Source organism: Pseudomonas sp. GM21 (genome assembly GCF_000282215.1).
In the GTDB taxonomy this organism is placed as follows: domain Bacteria; phylum Pseudomonadota; class Gammaproteobacteria; order Pseudomonadales; family Pseudomonadaceae; genus Aquipseudomonas.
In genome coordinates, this window is sequence record NZ_AKJS01000140.1 from 25216 (window position 1) to 42362 (window position 17147).

Here is a 17147-nt window from a genome sequence, read left to right on the forward strand (position 1 = left end):
CCCCAGTGCTACACACAACAGGCCAACGAGTACGAAGGCCAGGCACCAACCTGCATTTGCGGCACGTCTAGTCATGTTGTTGTACGCCAATGCAGCGACTGCTCGCTGTTTCCAGTTCGCCATCGCAAAGAATCTGGTCTGCCCCACGACGCGACGGTAACAGGTACAGGTGGATGTTTTGCTCCGAAATGCCCAGGTGCTCCGCCAGTTTGCGGCTGTGCTGAACCATCAATTTCAGGTGCGGCGCCTCCGCAGGTTGTGGCTCTTGAGCGGATAGATGCACATGCACATCGTCCATCATGACCGGCGCTTCGAACGCTGGCGGTACCACCTCAAGCGTCGGTGCCAGCCAGCTTCTTCCCACCAGAAAGGCCAATACACCCCAAAGGGGCAATGCGAGCCACAACCCCCAACGCCTCGGTAACGTTATCGGGTGCACGGGCAGCGCGCCTGAATCGGGCTCGGCTGACGCCGGCATTGCCCCGATTGATGGCAGCACGACGGGTACGTCCTCGGCAGCGGCCAGGGTCGATACAGAAGACATAACAGGGGCGAGCGCCTCGCTATCCGTCTCAACCGCGTACGTGGCAGACACCGCATTCGCAGTGGCTGGCAATTCCTCGACCCTCACGCCATCGGCGAGCTTGTAGCCTATGCGTGGCAAGGTCTGGATGAATTCGCGATCCGGCTGCAGTTTTTCCAGCGCCAGGCGCAATTGCCGGACAACCTGAGCCAGGCTGTTGTCGGTCACTTCCAGGCCGTATTGGCCCCACGCGCCGGCCATCAGTTCGCGCTTGCGCACCACCGATCCACCCGACCGGAGCAGCATCGCCAGGCATCGGCTGGCGATTGCACCGATGCGCAAAGGCTCCTCATTGGTTGCTTCAACGCGAAACAACAGGAAGTTGTTCTCGTCGAATACCAGATGTTCATCAATTAGCAGTTGACCCATGTCGACCATCTGTATGAGGCAAAAAGGTAAGTCGAAGACGTGTCGTCGACCCCTAGAGTTAAGCGGGCATTCGTTGCTTTGGCCAACCTCTTCGCGCAACAGGTGCTGAAAACAAATGTCACCCCATTACACGGCAATGCTGACGCGCGATCCGATGGCCGCAGCGTCGCCGCAATGTTGCAACAGCTCGTCGAGCTGCGAAAAATGCCGCAAGCCATCCTCCCGGTCAGTGAGCCGGGTATCGGCTGCGTCATCTTGCAGCGCCAGGGGCACGTCCTTGCCTTTGAAGCTTAGCCGCGCGATTTCGACCAGGCGCCGAAGCATCGGTACGATCTGCGCCTGCATCGGTTGCAATTGAAAATGTTCGACGTCTGTCTCGCAGAGTTCGCCCGAGACCGTGAGCAGGTTCAGTAATTGACTGCTGTTTTGTTCAAGCAGGCGCAATACACCTTGCTGACCTCGCAGCAGATTGCCGTCTTCGAGCAGGGCACGCACCAGCCCCAGAATCGAGACAAGCGGTGCTTTCAGGTCATCGCGGGCAAACTGCTCGATGTCGTCGCGCAAATGCGCCAGTGCCAACAGGCCGTTATAGTCGGTCTGCAGCTGTTTGTGCCGCTCCACATGACGTAGCTGGTTATTGACCCTTAACTGCAACAACTCCGGATCTATGGGCTTGGTCACAAAATTGACCGCACCCAATTCCAGCCCCTGCCGACGGGATGCGGGGTCGGTCATCGCGGTGATAAAGATGATGGGAATCCGACTGGCGCGGGGATGGCCGCGCAGGTGCCTGACCAGTTCGAACCCGTCCATGTTCGGCATCATGACATCAAGTAACAGCAGATCCGGCGGCGTGTCCGAGGTGCAGATGGCCAACGCTTTATGACCATCCTGGGCAACCCGGACCTGATAGTCGTGCATGAACAGCCCTGCGATCAGGTTCAGGTTGTCCGGTGTGTCGTCGACCACCAGTAGCGTCGGACGTTGATCGTGCTTGACGATAGGGGTCGTCGCCACGGCCTTGGTGGTGATCATCGAAACATCCTGTGATAACGAGTCCAGGTTGAGGGTAGGGTTCAGGCGTGCGCAGTTGAGGTGGAATAGGGCAGGGTTTCACTTACATAGCGGTTGCGGCCTTGCTGCTTGGCTTGATAAAGCAGCAGGTCCCCACGGATCAGCAACGTCTGAACGCTGTCGCCGGGCCCATGCCAGGCGCTGACACCCATGCTGCAGGTCACGCCAATACGGTTGCCGGCATAGACCAGCGTTGAGCTGCCCAGTGTTTGCACCAGACGATTGGCCATCTGTTGTGCACCTGCCAGATCGGTGTACGGCAGCACGATGAGGAACTCCTCACCACCAAGGCGGGCGACCAGATCCTCTTGTCGGACTGTCTCGGTCAGCAGTTGTGCAAGGAACTTCAACACCTGATCTCCGCCGTCATGGCCATAGGTATCATTGACCCGCTTGAAGTGGTCGATATCCAGCATCAATATGCACAACGAACCGAGCTTGCGCGTGGCGCGCGCCAATTCCACTTCAGTCAGCGTCATGGCCGCCCGGCGGTTGTACAGGCCGGTGAGGAAGTCGTGGGTGGCCGCCTGATGATGCACCACGCTGGTATTGATCAGATGGGTCAACAGCCAGTTGATCAGCAGTAAGCAGGCCAGTATTCCGGCCGCCAACAACAGCCCGAGGCTGTTCATTCTCAGGAACTGCGGCAAAAAATCCGGTGCCAGTGGATCACTGTAGACGCGCATTTGCAGCCCTTGATGCAGGTTCGCATAGTGGTGAAAAAAGCGGTCTTCGCCTTGCACTTGAATAGGTTGCGAAATCGACCAGTCTGCGCCTGTGGCAGGCACAAACTCTGCCTTGCCGGCGATGAAACGTATGTCGAAATACAAAGCAGGCTCTTGGCCGTGTGACACGGCGACATGAACGACAAGCCTATCGGTAACCGCTGGCCCCAATACCAGGGGCGGTAGCAGCGGCTGGGGTTGTAACCGGGTTTGCGTTTCCTGGATCACCGCATAACGCCTGTCGCAGGTATAGCCCAGAAATTGCCGGCTGGTCATGCGGATACCGCCGTCAATGAGGCTCATGCGTGGCCCCTGCGGTTTGGGCAAAGGAGCCAGTTGGTGTACCGGCACGCGTAGTGTGTACTTTGATAGCCCCTCGACTTCCGCCGATAACGTCTGCGTGGCCCGTTGCTGGCCGGCGATGTACTCATCCGGCAGGCAGCCTTGCGGAGGCGGATTTGCCATCAGCAATGATTGTTGCAATTTATGGGTTTGCAGATTGCCCAACAGGTTGGAATAACCCCAGGCGCTTCGTTGGGACAGCAGTGCTTGCTGACTCTCCAACAGTATGACGTGTTGACTCTGATAGTGATTGACAACGCCAACGACCGTCAGCATCGACAAAACGGCCGCTATCATCCAGCAACTACGCTTGATAGCTCGCGCGTGCTCAACGACCCAACTCATGTTTTTACTCCAAAGTGACCGCCGGAGACGTTTGTTTCAAATCTGCCCTTACTCGGCAGCTGTTAACCGGTCATGGCCTCAAGGGGCTCTTCGGCAGGGGTATCGGCATAGCGCTCGGCGATTTGTGCGAACTCCTTTTCCAGACCCGTGAAGGCCGCTGCTACATCCGGATCAAAATGGCGGCCGGCACCGTCGCTGATGATCGACGCTGCCTTTTGGTGAGGCATTTGCGGCTTGTAGACCCGTCGACTGATGACCGCATCGTAGACATCGGCGACCGCCATCAGGCGGGCGCTGACTGGAATGGCGTCACCGACCAGGCCATTGGGGTAACCGCTGCCATCCCATTTTTCGTGATGGCACAGCGCAATTTCCTTGGCGATGCGCAGGAAGGGCACTTGGGCTCCCAACAGTTCCTCGGCGTGTACCAGAGCCTGATAACCCAACTGGGCGTGGGTCTTCATGATTTCGAACTCTGCGGGCTCGAAGCGCCCCGGCTTGAGCAGGATGTGGTCTGCAATACCCACCTTGCCGATATCGTGCAGCGGCGCCGACTTGAACATCAGCTCAATGCTTTGCTCATCCAGGTGTGCGCTGAATCGCGGGTGATCGCGTAGTTTCTCGGCCAGCAACCGGACGTAGTGCTGCGTGCGCCGCAGGTGGTTGCCAGTCTCGTTGTCGCGGGTCTCGGCCAGCGATGCAAGGGCCAGGATAGTCACGTCATGGGTGGCTTGCAGTTCACAGGTTCGCGCGAGGACTTCCTGGTCGAGAAAGGTATTTTGCGAACGCAACTGGTCCGTTGTCGCCTTCAGGCGCAGTTGCGTCTGCACTCGCGCCAGCAGAATTCTCGGGTTGATCGGTTTGAACAGGTAGTCGGTCGCTCCTAGCTCGAACCCCAGGCACTCATCTTCGTCTTGATTGCGGGCGCTCAGAAACATGACCGGTATACCGCACGTATCAGGGTTAGCCTTGAGACGACGGCAGACTTCGTAGCCATCCATGTCGGGCATCATCACATCCAGCAGGATCAAATCGGGTCTCGCCCGGTTGACGATCTGCAACGCATGGGCACCGCTGGTTGCAATTCGCACGTGATAGCGCTCACTCAGCAACTCACTGATCAGTTGCAGATTGGCCGGCAAATCGTCGACCACCAACACGCTGGGCCTAGGGGATGAGTTGTTCAACTGGACTACCTCGTGACGGGGGCACAGATGGAGCGGTATTGCGGCAGGGGCGAATGCTTTTGCCGCGGGAGCACGACGGGGAAGGTGTGGACTGTCGTTTCTGCCAAGTGAATGCAGTAACGCATACCCACCACACCTCTGCTCTGAAATGGGCTGAACCGCCTGCGCCGGGCGCTGAAAAACGCTGAAAACTTCTGAACAACAAGTTTTCAAAGGCATGAAGCGCGTGATGCCCTGCAATTTCATTTGTTCATTGCGCGGTTCCACAGGCCTGCAGGGCCTCGCTCAAACAGACTTGCGCCCGCTCGAAATCGAAACATTTCACCGCGCCTTCCAGTGGCTGGAAACTGTTTGCAAACGCGCCACGGAGTAAGCCGGCATGCGAGGAAAAGAACGGCACTGCCTGCGCATCAAAGTCACCCAGAAGCGCGTCGAGATGCTGGCAGATCCGTTGCAACTCGACGACGTCGACCACTATCGGCGGCGCGGTCTCGACTTCACTGGGCAGCTTCTCCCGCAACTGCGCCAGCAGCGCTTCCAGGGGGCCAGAAAGCGCCTCCAGAGCGATTCGCAACTCATCCTCGGGTCGCTTGGCGCGCAGAGCCTGCTCCAATGCAGTTGCCGCCTGGGCGACGGCGTCGGCACCGATGGTCGCTGACACGCCTTTGCAGCTGTGGGCCAACAATTCGGCTTTATCCAGCTCACCCGCCGCCATCGCCGCGTTTAACTGTTTCAGCACGGGGCTCTGGCTAGCCAGGTAGTGCTGCAAAATATTCGCATACAGGCTGTGCCTGCCCAGGACCCGGCGCAGTCCCGCTACCATGTCCACACCGTCGAGTTTCAAACCCGTATCAGCACAATCCATTTGCGCCATTGAATCGGGCGCGACGGTGCATTTTGGTTGGGACGTCGTCTCATTCAGCCAACGGCGCAAAACGACGTAGAGCGTCTGCGGTTCGAAGGGCTTGCTGATAAAATCATTCATGCCGGCTGCCAGACAAGCGTCATGATCACGCTTGCTGGCATTGGCGGTCATCGCAACCACGGGCAGGGTGCTCAATCCAGGCTGCCCACGCAGCAGACGGGTGGCCTCCAGACCATCGAGCACCGGCATCTGCATGTCCATGAACACCAGGTCATAGCGCTCAGCGGACAATCGATTCAGTGCCTGCCGGCCATCCGCTGCGATATCGACGGAACAACCCACCGCCTGCAGTAGTTCGGCGGCGACCTGCTGGTTCAACTCATTGTCTTCTACCAGTAAAACACGGGTCCCTTCGGCCACCCTCCAGTCGCACGGAGTGACCCCGTCGCACAGGTCATCAATGACATTGCTCTGGGCCAACAGCAGGCGGACCTCAAACCAGAAGTTGCTGCCTTCACCCAGCACGCTCTGCACACCGACTTGCCCCCCCATCAGCTCGGACAGCTGTTTGGCGATTGCCAGCCCCAGGCCCGTGCCACCAAAGCGTCGTGTGGTGGAGGTATCCGCCTGCTGGAAGCTCTGGAACATGTTATTCAATTGCTCGGACGAGAGCCCTATGCCGCTATCGGTCACACTGAAGTTAAGCAATACGTCATCCGCGCCGGCATGACGCAGGCTCACCTCAACGCGGATCTGCCCACGTTCGGTGAATTTCACAGCATTACTCAGGTAGTTGAGCAGTATTTGCCGCAGTCGAAGTGGATCGCCACGCAAGCGTTCTGGAACATCCGCAGCGACGTTGATCCGCATATCCAAGCCTTTATCGGCAACACGCGGGTGTATCTGGTCGAGCACTTCTTCCAGCAATTGGGCCAGGCTGAAGTCGCGGACTTCCAGCTGAAGCTTGCCGGCCTCGATCTTGGAAAAATCCAGAATGTCGTTAATGACGCCCAGCAAGTGCCGGCTTGAGCTTTGTACCTTGTTCAAGTAGTCGCGCTGACGGTCGCTCAACTCCGTGCGCAAGGTCAGGTAAGTCATGCCGATGATGGCGTTCATCGGCGTACGAATCTCGTGGCTCATGTTGGCCAGAAATTCGGACTTGATGCGAGCACTGTCCTCGGCCAATTGCCGCGCCTGCTCCATCTCTTGCGCCGCCGCGCGCTGGGCGGAAATGTCCTCGATGATCCAGATCGAACCTTGCGACGACAGGTTGCCGGGCGCCACTGCGCGTGCACTCACGCTTGCCCAGAAGGTGCTGGCATCCCTGCGGCAAAGCTGCATCTGCTGGTGAACGATTTCGCCGCGGTCCAGCCGCTCGCGAACGTCGGCTTCGAACGTCTTCATTGACTCTGTCGACATGACCTGCGCCAACCAGATCAGTGGAGAGCGCTGCAATTGTTCGCCCGCCGCATAACCGAGCAACTCGTCCAGCCGCGAATTGGCCTGCATGATCTGATTGCCTCGCACCAGCGCAAGACCATAGGGCGCCGAGGTAACAATGGCCTGCTGCTGTTCGTGCGCTTCGCGCAGGTTGCGTTCTTCTTCTTTGCGCTGGCTCAGATCGCTAATCGCGACGCACAGGCATTGCCCTCGATCCTCTCGCATCGGCAGCAGGCACAGACGCAACTCGGCAGGAAACTCGCTGCCATCCGCGCGACGGGCGACCACCTCGACCGTATTGAGCGGCTTGTTTGTACGGACCTGCGCGAGCAGATGATCGATGATTTCGAGCTGACTGTCGGGTACCAGCGCCCGGTAACACTGGCCGAGCAGGCTGCCGGGTGCATAACCAAAGGTCGCTTCGCTCATCTGGTTCGTCATGATCACGCCGTGCTCGTCGAACACTAACAGCGCTTTAGGCGCAAACTCGACGATGCCGCGATACCAGCTTTCGGTGGCTTCCAGGGACTGCTGACGCTGTTGCAGGATCAACGCCTGGCACTTCAATTGCTCCGCCTGTAGGCAGGCCTGGTGCAATAACTGCTGATTGTGCAGGCGCTGCTGCAGCAAATTCAGCAGTGTGCCGAGTTTATTGGGCAGGCTGTCGAGCAGTTTGAGCTGGGCGAGATCCGGGCGATGGGCGAAAACGAGCTCAAGGCTGGCGAGCTGCTGCCCATCTTGCAGCAGTGGCAAGCTGTAATGCACTTGGCCGGTATGCCCGACGACGGGGTCGGCATCGAATCGCAAAACCGTCCTGCAATCCAGGAACTTGCCCAGCTTCTGCTGCAACGTCTGGGTAAAAGCCTCTCGACTGGCACATAACTGCAGCGCCTGCACCAGCTCGCTGAGACGCCCCTTGACCCAGTGCTTTCGGTGCAGCTCTTCATTGACATCGACATAGGCATCGAGCGCTTCGGCCAGGGCCACGACTTCGGTCAGCCCCTGGCGATGCCACGACTTTCCGACGGCTTCGCCAGCATTCATGCGGCGTATGCGTTCGGACAGACACAGCAGAGGTTTCACCAACTGACGACGCAGAATGACCAAAAATACCAACAGGCCCGCGGCCAACGTAATCAATTGCAGCAGGGCACTGATGTGGGCGGACAGCTTCGCGTTGTTCCGAGCCGCCTCGAAGTCGCTATTAAAACGTTGGGTAGTCAAGAGTTTCAGCTGATTGAGTGCGTCTGCAAAACTCCACTCGGAATTGATGTAAGTGGAACCTGCAAGCGATGTCGGTCCTCCTCGGTGGAAGCTCTCCTTCATTGCCTGACGCTCCATGCCGGTCTGCCTGTGATCCATTTCCTCGACAGTGGTCAGCAGTTTGTCTTCCGCGTCAGTCAGTCCGATCGTTCGAAAATCGGTGGCGATTTCGTGAAAAGTGCGGTTGTTTTGCCACTTTTCGTTGTATTGGGTGAGATACATCTCGTCGCCGGTGCTGACATACAGGCGAGCCAGTTGTGTCAGTTCACGGTTGAGGGTAGCCATCAAGGCAATATCGGTGAATGTCTGGTGGCGTCGATCAGTGGCTTGCTCGGCCTGCTTGCCGATGTACTCATCCAGACCCACGGAAATCAGGCAAGCAATGAACGCTATGCCAAATCCGGCCGAAATGAGTTTGCTCAGACGTTCCAGGCTCATGGGCTCTCCTGCGACAACAGTCCCGATCACACGCCGGAAGCTTAATGGGTGAAGTTAACCGCCATGCCTTTATCAGTGCTGTGAAAACAGCTGATTCAATCGAATCAATCTGATGAAAAACGCTGAAAAGCTGTGAAAGGCCTCTAGGGTAGGGAGATCGAACAGCTATTCGAACGGCCGGGAAGGTGTGTGAATGCAGGCATACAAGGGTGGCCTTTGGTGAGTTTGACGCGCGTTGACTAACCTCTTTGATACTCATTTTGCGAGCGCGAGCGCTTGATTCAGAGGAGGTGCGGCATGGAACGATTCACCGGCGGCTGCCTGTGCGGCAAGGTCAGGTTCGTGGCATCGGGACGCCCCTATCGGGTCGGCCTTTGTCATTGTCTGGACTGCCGCAAGCATCATGGGGCGCTTTTTCACGCGTCGGCGATATTCCCGCAGGATGCGGTCACGATCGAAGGCGAAACCCGCGATTACGCGGGGCGGTTTTTCTGCCCTCGCTGCGGTTCCTCGGTGTTCGCCCGCACCGCCGACGAAGTCGAAGTGAACCTGGGCTCCCTTGATGCGCCAGACCAACTCAAGCCAACCTATGAAAGCTGGATTGTGCGCCGCGAGTCCTGGTTGCCGGCGTTTCCACTTACAAGACGATATGAGCACGATCGTGACGCCACGGGGCGTGTTGATGAGTAGTTATCGATTGCGAAGGGGTGTGGCTACTTCGCCGCGACACCTTGCTTGATATCCCCACAAAAGATATCAAAGTTGCCATCCGAGGGTGCCGTGCGTACGACGATGGCGTACTCACCGGAGAGCAGAACCGACATTTCAACCGGTGCGGTTCTGGATAACGTCCAGCCGCGTATGGGCTGGCGTTCGGTGTTGACCTGTTCGTTCATCGCGTAGGCGACCGGTCCGGGTTGTTGGCAACTGCCTTTATAAATGAAGGTGTAAAGGCGCAAGGGCAGGGTGACACCGCCTGGAGCACCGCTGATGAAGTAACTCAATCCGGTTTTATTGTCATAGCTCGACAACGTTACATTGCCGATCTGACCGGCGTTGCGCTGTGTGGCAATCAAAGTAACGGTGACACTAGGGGTCGATGATGTGGCGCAGCCAAAGAGGGTTATGGTGACCAGTAGTGCTGCCAGTGAAATTTTGAGGTTCATAGCCAAACTCCTGCGTCGAAGAACTGCACGGGTGATTAGCCGGTATAGCTCATTAATGGCGGCTCTGATGTTGTCTGCGTGAAATTCCGTGTACCTGTTGCCGTGTAGAGCTAAATTACAAAAAACATTCCTCCACAATGAAGGAAAGACCTATGTTCAGATCTCGCTCATTGATTGCAGCCGTTACATACCTTGCGCTGTCCTGCGGCTCAACCACGGCATTAGCCGACCCTGGCAATGGAAAAGGCCAGGGAAACGGCAAGGGCAACCCGCATAACAGCGAAGTTCATGGCAACCAGGGAGGCAAAGGCAAGCAGTCCAGTGGCAACGATTGGGATCACGGCCCAAGCATCAATCACGCAAGCGTTCTGGGAATTATTGGCGGGCATCAGGATTACTGGAGTCCCGCGTCGGCATTGCCGCCTGGCATTCAAAAGAACCTCGCGCGCGGCAAGCCACTTCCCCCAGGGATTGCCAAAAAACTGGACGGCCGCTTAGTCGGCAGACTGCCTCACTATGATGGATATGAATGGCAACAAGCTGGCACCGATTTGATCCTGGTCGCGCTGGCGACCGGACTTATTTACGAAGTGCTCAACGGTGCTTTTCATTGATCCTTGAGTCGCGAATACGGTTTGTTCGCAAATACATATTTCATCTGTTGCAGGACTTGAACTGTCTGGGTCCAAGTGCGTCTTAAGCCATGTGATATTAACTAATGGACGCAATCATGATTTTAAAAAACAAGAGTCTCGTTGCTGTAATGTCTTGCGCCCTGATGCTTGCAGCGGCCCCATTACTGCCTGCTGACCTGTCTGTCATGAACTCCGCCTTTGCGAAGGATGGTGGCGGTGGTGGTGGTAACGGTGGCGGGAACGGCGGTGGCGGCGGTAACGGAAACGGAGGTGGTGGTCACGGCGGTGGCGTTGGCGGTAGCCATGGCGGCGGTACTGGAGGCGGTCACGCGGGTCACAGCGGTTCCGATCACTCCGGCGGCTCTCACAGTAGCGGCCACGGCAATGGGCTCGCCAGTGATCACGCCGGCAGGTCCGTTCGCGATCATGGTGAAAGCGGAAATCACTACGGCAATGACCGTAATAGTGACCGCGGTCATGGCCAGACGACTTCAGGCATTGCCCACTCCAGAGATACTCACGGCTTAAGCAAAGCCAGCGCTATTGCTGACTCGACTCCAGGCGATCACAACGCGAAAGGTTTGAGCAAAGCCGGGGTGTCGGTATCGAAAAGTCGCACTGATCATCCATAACAGCGGATAGGGAATACGACAGATTCAATTGCGAAGTCTGCCGCATGCTTCAGATCAGTTCGACTTCTTCTGTGGAAAGTCTGAGTAGGCGGGAATCCTCGCCTACCCTCTGCGAGCGCACTTGCATGACTATAAAAAAGTGAGGTTGCTCGTCCTCGCGCCTCCCGCCCCACCCATAACCCATCGCCCCTGTATCCAGTTCCCTCGACCAAGGCGCCACTCAAGGTGTACTCGCCTGGCGTTCATTGAAACAGTGTGTTGAATTGACCGAGCATCTCCCATTGCTGACCAACGACGGTTGATGCCCTGCGCCGTAAGCACGTCATCGATGACTTCCCCGCAATACAAACGTAATCTTGCCGATTCGCGTACCAAGACAAAAAACAAGGAGTCATTGATGCGACCAATCCGTCTCGGCCTGGTGGGCTACGGCAAGATTGCCCAGGATCAACACGTTCCAGCGATCAACGCCAACCCCGCGTTCCAGTTGGTGTCCGTCGCAACTCAAGGGCAGCCCTGCGCCGGGGTAGAGAATTTTCAGTCCCTCGGCGAGATGCTCGAAAACGGCCCGCATGTCGATGCGATTGCGTTCTGCACACCGCCGCAAGGGCGATTCGCTCTGGTGCAACAAGCGCTGGCCGCTGGCAAACATGTGTTGGTAGAAAAACCGCCGTGCGCCACGTTGGGTGAAGCGATGGCGTTAGTGACTCAGGCAGAGGCGCAGGGTGTCAGTGGCTTGTTCGCCTGGCATTCACGCTACGCACCCGGCATCGAAGCCGCCCGCGAATGGCTGGGCACCCGCACCTTGCAAAGCGTACAGATCGACTGGAAAGAAGACGTGCGCAAATGGCACCCGGGCCAGGCCTGGATCTGGCAGCCCGGAGGTCTGGGTGTCTTCGATCCCGGCATCAATGCCTTGTCCATTGCCACCCATCTGCTGGCGTTGCCGCTGTTTGTCGAGTCTGCCGAGCTGCGCGTCCCCGGCAACTGCCAGTCGCCTATTGCCGCCTCCATCAAAATGTCCGATGCGCGCCACCTCGATGTCCGCGCGGAGTTCGATTTCGACCACGGTCATGAGGAACTCTGGAGCATCGAGATTCGCTGCACAGAAGGCATCCTGCGACTGGATAACGGTGGCGCGCTGTTGAGCATTGACGGCGTGCGCCAAGCCGTATCGGAGGAGGGTGAGTACGCGGCGGTGTATCGACATTTTCAACAGCTGATTGACGACAAAGCCAGTGACCTGGACCTCCAGCCGTTGCGACTGGTGGCTGACAGTTTTTTTGTCGGCAGTCGGGCGTTGGTTGAGCCGTTCTACGATTAGCGGCTGCGCAAAGATTTAGCCGGTCTGTTGCATCGATCGGTTGAATCCACACTCTAAAGTTACAAAACCAGGAACTGGAAACTCGGATCGCTCGCGCTAGCCGCGCTCCGACATACCCAAAAATGAGTACTGAAAGTCCGCGCACCGACGCTGAGCGTCTTCGTATTCCACGCACGATTTGGGCGTTGGGCTTTGTCAGCCTGTTCATGGATCTATCGTCTGAATTGGTACACAGTTTACTGCCTGTGTTTATGGTCACTACATTGGGTGCAAGTGCATTGACCGTCGGGGTGATCGAGGGGATTGCCGAGTCGACCGCGATGCTCGTCAAGATATTCTCTGGCGCTATCAGCGACTTTATTGGTCGGCGCAAAGGATTGCTGCTTCTGGGATATGGTTTGGCCGCTCTGAGCAAACCGCTTTTTCCTCTGGCTCAATCGGTTGAAGTGGTCTTCACCGCACGCCTTCTGGATCGAATCGGCAAAGGCATTCGTGGTGCACCGCGAGATGCCCTGGTTGCCGATGTGTCGCCACCAGAAATACGTGGTGCCTGTTTTGGGCTGCGACAGTCGATGGATACCGCAGGGGCTGTTCTTGGCCCCGCTCTGGCCATCTTCCTCATGCTATGGCTCGCCGATATCCAGCTTGTCCTGTGGTTTGCAGTGATCCCGGCAACAATAGCGGTGGCTCTCATTTTAGTTGGAGTAAAAGAACCCACACCTGCCTCCAGCGAGCGCAACTTCCGATCTCCCATTCATTGGAGAGTCCTTCACGATTTTTCCACTGGCTATTGGTGGGTCGTCATTATTGGAGGGGTGTTTACACTTGCCCGTTTCAGCGAGGCGTTTCTGGTATTACGGGCGCAGCAGACAGGTCTGTCGATCACCTGGATTGCGCTGGTGATGGTGGTAATGGCACTTTTTTATATGTTGTCCGCTTACCCTGCCGGCTGGCTATCTGATCGTATCAATCGGACGAAGCTGCTTTGCGTGGGTATGGGGTTACTCGTCCTGGCGGATCTGGTACTTGCCCAGTCCAGTTCAGTCATCACGATGATGCTGGGCGTTGCGTTGTGGGGGCTTCATATGGGATTTAGCCAAGGCATTCTTGCCTCGCTGGTAGCGGATAACGCGCCCACAGTACTCAAGGGCACCGCCTACGGCATTTTCAATCTGGTCAGTGGTGCATGCATGCTGATCGCCAGCGTTCTTGCGGGCGGGTTATGGCACAGCCTTGGATCGGACAGTACGTTCCTCACTGGGGCATTGCTTGCCACAACAGCTCTGCTCCTGCTTTTGTTCAAGCCGCAGTAACTACAGGTGACCCTAAGACTGCCGTCACGCGGCGCCAAGCTTCATGACTGGATCGCAATGGGCTGCCTTTCGTGTTCCTTGAGGATAGGGCCTGATTAATAGCAACTGACTCTCATTGTTATGTCGGTGGAATTTTCGACGGGATTGCGCAAGTAAGCCATCCTTACCGGGATATCGATTGCCGCTTCATCAACCTGGTCTTATGCGAGTACAGCCATGCTCTATTGGATGTTGGTCTTCGTCCCCATTCCCATCCTCTTGAAGTTCATTGCGCCCGAGCAGGACTTGCTGATTTTTCTGGCGGCTTCTCTGGCCATCGTGCCGCTGGCCGGATGGCTGGGGCGGGCGACCGAGCAACTGGCTGAGCGCTCAGGGGAAGGGGTTGGTGGGTTGCTCAATGCCACGTTCGGCAATGCCACTGAACTGATCATCGCCATTAGCGCATTGCGGGCCGGCCTGCACGATGTGGTGAAAGCCTCCCTGATCGGCTCCATTGTCGGCAATATCCTGCTGGTGCTGGGGGCCGCCATGCTTGCCGGCGGGTTGCGTCACAAGGAACAGCAATTCAATGCCCTCGCAGCTCGCTCCCAGGCCACGTTGCTGACCATGGCGACCATCGCACTTGTATTGGCGGCTGCCTACAACGCCGTGGTGGCGCCTCGTGCGCCGGAAGGGCTGCAAAGGTTGAGCCTATATATCGCCGTGGTCTTGCTGTTTGTTTATGGGTTGTTTCTGTTGTACTCGCTGGTGACCCACAAGAACCTGTTTGCCGGGGATCCCAAGGTGGCGAGCGATGGGCAGCAGTCCCCGCTCTGGTCAAAGAGTAAGGCGTTGCTGGTTCTGGCCGTGGCGACATTGTTGATCGCCTGGGTCAGCGAGATCCTGGTGGCGGCCATCGAGCCCAGTGCGCATCAACTTGGCCTGAGCAACCTCTTTGTCGGTGTGTTCATTGTCGCGATACTCGGAAACGCCGCGGAGCATTCTTCCGCGATTTCGGCGGCCATGAAAAACCGCATGGACCTTTCGCTCTCGATTGCGATTGGTTCCAGTGTTCAGGTCGCCCTTTTTGTAGCCCCCGTTCTCGTGCTGGCCAGCTACGCCATCGGTTCGGCGCCAATGGACCTGGCGTTCTCCGGCGGTTTGGTCCTCAGTGTGCTGCTGGCCGTTCTGATTACCGGTCAGGTGGCCGGCGACGGACGATCCGACTGGCTCAAAGGGGTGCAACTGCTCGCCGTGTACTTGATCCTCGGCCTGGCCTATTTCTTTACACCTGATGTGGCGGCCTGAACTTATAGATTCTTTCGAAACCCTCCGCCGTTACTCCACATAGGCTCTGTCATGCCGGATTTTTCAGAACTGCTTCGGCAGGGTAGCGCCCACGCGTGGTTCTATTTCCCCAGCGCAATACTGCTCGGAGCCTTGCACGGGCTTGAGCCGGGGCATTCAAAAACCATGATGGCGGCGTTCATCGTGGCCATTCGGGGCTCTGTCAAACAAGCCGTGTTGTTGGGCCTGGCCGCAACGCTGTCGCATACGGCAGTAGTCTGGTTGGTCGCTATCGGTGGCATGTACCTGGGCAAGGGACTGGATGCTCAAACCACCGAGCCGTATTTCCAGCTGGCATCTGCGGCACTGATTATCTTGATTGCACTCTGGATGCTGTGGCGCACCTGGCGTGGCGAGCAGATGTTCAAGTTTGAGCAGGGGGAAAGTCACCGCCAAGACCACGGTCACCACGATGAAACCCAGCGCATTGATACCGGCCATGGCCGCATCGAGCTTTCGATTTTCGAAGCCGGCATGCCACCGCACTGGCGCCTGAAAGGAGTGAGCGGGCATGCCTGGGGCGCTGCGGATGTCCGGGTGCTGACGACGCGTCCGGACGGCAGCACCCAAGCGTTCTCATTTGTTGAACATGAAGGTTTTCTGCAATCGACGGCCGACATTCCCGAACCCCATGAATTCAGCGTTCGCTTGAGCCTTGGACACGCCGGGCACTCGCATGACTACGACCTGGAATACCAGGAGCATGATCACGGACACTCGCACGAGGGGCTGGAAGGTGTGGAATTGTCAGTTGACGGGTATCAGGATGCACATGAACGTGCCCATGCCAATGACATCCGCAAGCGCTTCACCCATCGTGAAGTGACCACCGGCCAGATCATCGTGTTCGGCTTGACGGGAGGGCTGATTCCTTGCCCGGCGGCCATCACCGTTTTGCTGCTCTGCCTCCAGGTCAAGGAAGTCGCCTTGGGTGGCTTGCTCGTCCTGTGCTTCAGCATTGGCCTGGCGATTACGCTGGTGTCGGTCGGCGCGGCGGCAGCCATTGGCGCCCGGCAAGCCACTCACCGCTGGCCGTGGATGGGGGCGGTTGCGCGTCGGGCACCTTATCTGTCCGGCGCGTTGATTATCGGTGTGGGCTTGTATGTCGGCCTTCATGGCTGGATCGGGTTGAATGCTGTCTCGTCCTGAATAAGGTTTCAACTTCTGACTTTTTATCAGGACCGCGACTATTGATGCATCAGCTCGGGGTTCGCCCGTCATGGCGCGATGACACACAGCTCCCCGGTGGCGCGGATCAGGGCCTGACCGTGCAGTTGATCCTTGATCAGGCTGGCTCGCTCGGTCCCCAGCCAGTCTGGGCAGTGGGGGTCATTGCGATAGGGCTCGAAGGCGGCGTATTGCTGCAACAGGCGGTGTTGCAGCTCATCCAGCAGTGGCCTGATTTGATGGATGAGGTCCGGGCGTGGTGTGTCTGGTGCCTTGTCCGCCGCGCGCCATTGCGCGAGCAAGCCGTATTGCACCAGCTTGTTGGCTTCGATTTGTGCGGCGATCAGATCGGCGACCTCGTCCGGATTCAGCTTCTGGCTCACGGCAGTCTTCCTGGCGTTGTCGATAAGCTGTGTTTCCCGGGCCGTGTCCTGGACTGGCTTGCCGCTGTCCCATTTGGTCAACGCCACGAGATCAGCAGTATTCAAGCGCTCGTTGATCGTCACCAGCAGCGGCAACAAGCTATCGGGTACGGGGGCGGGTGTACTGGCCTGGACGCTGCAAGCGAATACCCCGAACAGGGCGCAGCTCAGCAGTTGCGGCAAGCGTTGGAAGTGGGGCATAGGCACAACCTCATTGAGCGCAAAATTCACAATCAGGTCTTATGTACCACAGGTGCGGCAGAGGCATTAAGTGGGGACTGGTTTATTTTGTTCAGGAAAAAGCCCGGCTTGTTTGGCCGGGCTTTTCATTGAGTGCAGCGTGAAGACTAATCATTCATGCGGCACGATACTTGATCAAACGGTCAGCACCACCTTCGGCAACGCGGTTTTCGATCAGCCGGTCAGAACCATCAGCGGCTACGCGGTTTTCGATCAGTCGGTCGGAACCGTCAGCGGCCACGCGGTTTTCGATCAGACGGTCGGAACCGTCAGCGGCTACGCGGTTTTCGA

Annotated in this window: 14 protein-coding genes; 7 read left to right on the forward strand and 7 right to left on the reverse strand. The window is 57.5% G+C overall.

What is annotated here, in order from left to right:
- Positions 1 to 67: 67 nt before the first annotated feature.
- From PMI22_RS06730 to PMI22_RS30010, 5 genes are all read right to left on the reverse strand, one after another.
- Positions 68 to 952, reverse strand: coding sequence for a transcriptional regulator (locus tag PMI22_RS06730; RefSeq protein WP_033049566.1), 885 nt, complete (start codon positions 950 to 952; stop codon positions 68 to 70).
- A gap of 126 nt (positions 953 to 1078) precedes the next feature.
- A complete protein-coding gene (locus PMI22_RS06725) occupies positions 1079 to 1987 on the reverse strand; it encodes an ATP-binding response regulator (RefSeq protein WP_007947862.1) in 909 nt (302 codons plus the stop codon).
- A 41-nt stretch (positions 1988 to 2028) separates the two neighbouring features.
- On the reverse strand, positions 2029 to 3438 hold the full coding sequence (locus PMI22_RS30005; RefSeq protein ID WP_007947863.1) for a GGDEF domain-containing protein: 1410 nt from the start codon (positions 3436 to 3438) through the stop codon (positions 2029 to 2031).
- Positions 3439 to 3500: 62 nt separating this feature from the next.
- Complete coding sequence (locus tag PMI22_RS06720; protein ID WP_033049567.1) at positions 3501 to 4625, reverse strand: response regulator; 1125 nt, start codon at positions 4623 to 4625, stop codon at positions 3501 to 3503.
- A 250-nt stretch (positions 4626 to 4875) separates the two neighbouring features.
- Positions 4876 to 8631, reverse strand: coding sequence for a PAS domain-containing hybrid sensor histidine kinase/response regulator (locus tag PMI22_RS30010; RefSeq protein WP_007947865.1), 3756 nt, complete (start codon positions 8629 to 8631; stop codon positions 4876 to 4878).
- Between the two features lie 297 nt (positions 8632 to 8928).
- On the opposite strand from PMI22_RS30010, the gene PMI22_RS06715 reads away from it, so the two are divergent.
- Positions 8929 to 9321: a GFA family protein gene (locus PMI22_RS06715; RefSeq protein ID WP_007947866.1), complete on the forward strand. Its 393-nt coding sequence runs from the start codon at positions 8929 to 8931 to the stop codon at positions 9319 to 9321.
- 23 nt (positions 9322 to 9344) lie between these two features.
- On the opposite strand, the gene PMI22_RS06710 is transcribed toward PMI22_RS06715, so the two are convergent.
- The gene (locus tag PMI22_RS06710) at positions 9345 to 9797 is read right to left on the reverse strand and encodes a hypothetical protein (RefSeq protein WP_007947867.1); all 453 of its coding nucleotides are present in this window, start codon (positions 9795 to 9797) and stop codon (positions 9345 to 9347) included.
- 152 nt (positions 9798 to 9949) lie between these two features.
- On the opposite strand from PMI22_RS06710, the gene PMI22_RS06705 reads away from it, so the two are divergent.
- The 6 genes from PMI22_RS06705 to PMI22_RS06685 all read left to right on the forward strand — a co-directional run bounded on the left by PMI22_RS06705 (position 9950) and on the right by PMI22_RS06685 (position 16176).
- Complete coding sequence (locus PMI22_RS06705) at positions 9950 to 10411, forward strand: anti-virulence regulator CigR family protein (protein WP_007947868.1); 462 nt, start codon at positions 9950 to 9952, stop codon at positions 10409 to 10411.
- 116 nt (positions 10412 to 10527) lie between these two features.
- Positions 10528 to 11064, forward strand: a complete 537-nt coding sequence (locus PMI22_RS32130) for a hypothetical protein (RefSeq protein WP_033049568.1) — start codon at positions 10528 to 10530, stop codon at positions 11062 to 11064.
- Positions 11065 to 11461: 397 nt separating this feature from the next.
- Positions 11462 to 12388, forward strand: a complete 927-nt coding sequence (locus tag PMI22_RS06700) for a Gfo/Idh/MocA family protein (protein ID WP_007947871.1) — start codon at positions 11462 to 11464, stop codon at positions 12386 to 12388.
- Positions 12389 to 12510: 122 nt separating this feature from the next.
- Positions 12511 to 13701, forward strand: coding sequence for an MFS transporter (locus PMI22_RS06695; protein WP_007947873.1), 1191 nt, complete (start codon positions 12511 to 12513; stop codon positions 13699 to 13701).
- Between the two features lie 216 nt (positions 13702 to 13917).
- A complete protein-coding gene (gene cax / locus PMI22_RS06690) occupies positions 13918 to 14988 on the forward strand; it encodes a calcium/proton exchanger (RefSeq protein ID WP_007947874.1) in 1071 nt (356 codons plus the stop codon).
- Between the two features lie 51 nt (positions 14989 to 15039).
- Positions 15040 to 16176: a nickel/cobalt efflux transporter gene (locus tag PMI22_RS06685; RefSeq protein WP_007947875.1), complete on the forward strand. Its 1137-nt coding sequence runs from the start codon at positions 15040 to 15042 to the stop codon at positions 16174 to 16176.
- Between the two features lie 68 nt (positions 16177 to 16244).
- Here the strand turns inward: PMI22_RS06685 and PMI22_RS06680 are convergent, their stop codons facing one another.
- Positions 16245 to 16817: a chorismate mutase gene (locus tag PMI22_RS06680; RefSeq protein ID WP_007947877.1), complete on the reverse strand. Its 573-nt coding sequence runs from the start codon at positions 16815 to 16817 to the stop codon at positions 16245 to 16247.
- Between the last annotated feature and the right edge of the window lie 330 nt (positions 16818 to 17147).

Coding starts and splice junctions, on each gene's coding strand:
- PMI22_RS06730 (WP_033049566.1), bottom strand. CDS start 952: ATGGGTCAACTGCTAATTGATGAACATCTGGTATTCGACGAGAACAAC.
- PMI22_RS06725 (WP_007947862.1), bottom strand. CDS start 1,987: ATGATCACCACCAAGGCCGTGGCGACGACCCCTATCGTCAAGCACGAT.
- PMI22_RS30005 (WP_007947863.1), bottom strand. CDS start 3,438: ATGAGTTGGGTCGTTGAGCACGCGCGAGCTATCAAGCGTAGTTGCTGG.
- PMI22_RS30010 (WP_007947865.1), bottom strand. CDS start 8,631: ATGAGCCTGGAACGTCTGAGCAAACTCATTTCGGCCGGATTTGGCATA.
- PMI22_RS06715 (WP_007947866.1), top strand. CDS start 8,929: ATGGAACGATTCACCGGCGGCTGCCTGTGCGGCAAGGTCAGGTTCGTG.
- PMI22_RS06710 (WP_007947867.1), bottom strand. CDS start 9,797: ATGAACCTCAAAATTTCACTGGCAGCACTACTGGTCACCATAACCCTC.
- PMI22_RS06705 (WP_007947868.1), top strand. CDS start 9,950: ATGTTCAGATCTCGCTCATTGATTGCAGCCGTTACATACCTTGCGCTG.
- PMI22_RS32130 (WP_033049568.1), top strand. CDS start 10,528: ATGATTTTAAAAAACAAGAGTCTCGTTGCTGTAATGTCTTGCGCCCTG.
- PMI22_RS06700 (WP_007947871.1), top strand. CDS start 11,462: ATGCGACCAATCCGTCTCGGCCTGGTGGGCTACGGCAAGATTGCCCAG.
- PMI22_RS06695 (WP_007947873.1), top strand. CDS start 12,511: ATGAGTACTGAAAGTCCGCGCACCGACGCTGAGCGTCTTCGTATTCCA.
- cax (WP_007947874.1), top strand. CDS start 13,918: ATGCTCTATTGGATGTTGGTCTTCGTCCCCATTCCCATCCTCTTGAAG.
- PMI22_RS06685 (WP_007947875.1), top strand. CDS start 15,040: ATGCCGGATTTTTCAGAACTGCTTCGGCAGGGTAGCGCCCACGCGTGG.
- PMI22_RS06680 (WP_007947877.1), bottom strand. CDS start 16,817: ATGCCCCACTTCCAACGCTTGCCGCAACTGCTGAGCTGCGCCCTGTTC.